Below are 2368 nucleotides of genomic sequence, written 5' to 3'. Positions count from 1 at the left end.
GCCCGCCCGCCGGTCGGCCGTGCCAGCTACCTCGTCCCGGTACGCGTCCAGCTTGCGGTTGGGCCTCGTGGGCTGACCGTCCGCCAGGTCGACTTCGGCGGGTTGCCGTGAGCTCGCCCAACCTGAACCCGGACTGGCATCCCGACGGCGGCATCGACGGCAAGCGCACGGGGCACGGTGGCGACAACCTGCACCGTTTCCTGACGCCCGGGTCGACCACCGACCCCCACGCCAGTGGCCCTCCTCCGGTTCCCACCGCCGGGTCCGGCGCCCACCAGCCTCGGAGACGGCGGACCCGTGCGGGCTGGGACGTCCCCAGGCCGCGACCTGGCTGGTACGCGTACCGGATCACTGGACCGGCCGAGCTGCCCTCGTGGGCCACCGAGGTCGCGCTCGCGATCGAGCGGCCACCAGATCACGACGCTGATCATTCGGCCCGCCGGACCGCCAGCGCCGTGCGGCCAGCGGAACGGGAGTGGACGGGAGATCAGGTCCAGTCGATGGTCCTGTTCAGAGCCCCTGGCAGGACGCGATGGCTGGCGGGTGCCGCCGAGGCGATCGCGGAGATCGAACGGGCGGCGGGGGTGCGAGCCGCCGGCCGGGTCGATGAGGTCACAGGGGTTCCCGGGATGGGAGCGCGCCTGACGCTGGGTCCGGGGCTGCCTGGGCTGGTGGCGGTCGCGCCGGCTGTCGCCCTCGCCGGGGTGGGGGCTGCCGGGGCACGGGGGCTTCCCGCGCCGCTGCGGCGCTGGCGGCCGGCGGCGGGCGCGATGGCATGGCGAGCGAGCGCCGGGGCCGTCGTGACCTGCGAGGGGCCGTACGGCGTGTCCGCCCAGGCGGTGGTCGCGCTCCGTGGCCTCGGAAACGTCCTCGCGATCACTCCCCCGCCCGGAGGCGCGCTGGTGCTGCGGGCGTGGTGGGCCAGGCGAACCTGGGGGATGGCGTGCGGGCTGGTGATCGGCCGTGATTCGGAGCTTGGCTTGGGACGCGAAGCCGGTCGCGTCGCCGCCAGGGCCCGTGCCGATGGATGGCACGCCGCCGTCCTCAACGGCTGGACTGCGCTGCACCTGGCCCGGGCTGGCGATCCCGGTGCGGCGGCGCCGGAAGCCGCCGGCCACGCTGCCTCAGCCTCGCAGGTGGCGGCCACGTTCGAGGCCTGCCTCATGGCAGGAATCCTCGACCGCCCAGCCGCCGGGTCTCGGTGGACGCTGGCGGTCACTCCCTGATCGCTCCGCCGACAACGTCCGCCATTCGGCCTGTGCATGACCTTGTGCGGAGAGCTAACGGGATGTAATAGAGTCAAACGAAGGTAAATGGAAGCAAATAGAGGAGGTTGCCTCCGTGACGACGTCGGCGCCGCAGTGGCCAGGTCAGGAAGGCACCCGGCAGCAGGACGAGATCCGGAATGGAGCGGCCCGGCCCGCGTCGGTGCCGCTGCAGAGGACGCCAGCGCCGACCTCATCAGCCCAGACACCATCGCAGCAGCCGACCCCGGCACAGACGACCACGGCCCCGTTGCGGGCCGCCGGACCCGGAACGGCGCAGCCGCTCCAGCCGGTTCCGGATCTGCCCGGGGCCTCGGAGGGGCGGACGCGGCAGGAGCAACAGCAACGCCGGCGGGCGGCGGCTCGGCGCAACCGGTTCGTGGTCGTGCGGGACCCGGCGGAGCGGGATCTGCGAGCGGCGCGGCGGCGGGCCAGAGCCAACCTGCCGTCCCCGGTGGCCGTGACACGGGAGATCGCACTGGCGCTGCTCGAGGTGGAGGCCGGATGCCGGAGCGTGAGCCAGCTGGAGCGGGTCGTCAGCCGCGAGCTCTGGGAGGAGCTGGAGCCTTGCATCGGCCGGCGAGGTGGCCCGCTTCCCAGTGGCCGCTCGGTCATCTCCATCTGCTGCCAGGAGGACTTGCCCGGCCTGGCGGACACGGTGGCGGTGGTGCGGAAGGGCGACCTCGTCCGCCCGGTGGCGCTCCGCCTGGACGCCGGCGGCGGCCGCTGGATCGTGACCGAGCTTCGCTGGTGGCGTAACGAGACCGACACGGCCACGACACCCGGCCGAGACGACGGATCGTCATGATGAACCGGATCGGGATCGGCGACGAAGACAAGATGGGTTCATGGGAACTGTGGTTCGGGGATCGCAGGGCGACCCAGGTCCTGGAGCACGGCGGAGCGGGTCCGGGTGGTTTGACGGTTCGGGGGTCGAGATGGCCGGAGTGGCGGAGGGTTACTGGAAGGAGTTGCGGCCGTCGAGCGCCGCCAGGCTCCGCCTCGACGCGACCATCGACAACGACCAGGAGCCCACCGCTCGCGACCTCCGCCTCCGCCGTCGCCAGCGCCAGCGTCAGATCGCCCGGTCCAACCTGCGCGCC

Annotated in this window: 2 protein-coding genes; both read left to right on the top strand. The window is 73.1% G+C overall.

What is annotated here, in order from left to right; translation table 11 throughout:
* The first annotated feature begins 500 nt into the window (after positions 1-500).
* The gene (locus VF468_29910) at positions 501-1226 is read left to right on the top strand and encodes a hypothetical protein (GenBank protein HEX5882501.1); all 726 of its coding nucleotides are present in this window, start codon (positions 501-503) and stop codon (positions 1224-1226) included.
* Between the two features lie 493 nt (positions 1227-1719).
* Positions 1720-2073: an Rv3235 family protein gene (locus VF468_29905; GenBank protein ID HEX5882500.1), complete on the top strand. Its 354-nt coding sequence runs from the start codon at positions 1720-1722 to the stop codon at positions 2071-2073.
* Positions 2074-2368 lie beyond the last annotated feature (295 nt).

The sequence above is a fragment of the Actinomycetota bacterium genome, assembly GCA_036280995.1.
In the GTDB taxonomy this organism is placed as follows: Bacteria; Actinomycetota; CALGFH01; order CALGFH01; family CALGFH01; genus CALGFH01.
This window is presented reverse-complemented; position numbering and strand designations above follow the sequence as displayed.

What these genes read in the sequence shown, in the direction of transcription:
- VF468_29910 (HEX5882501.1), top strand. Translation starts at nt 501, where the DNA reads ATGGTCCTGTTCAGAGCCCCTGGCAGGACGCGATGGCTGGCGGGTGCC.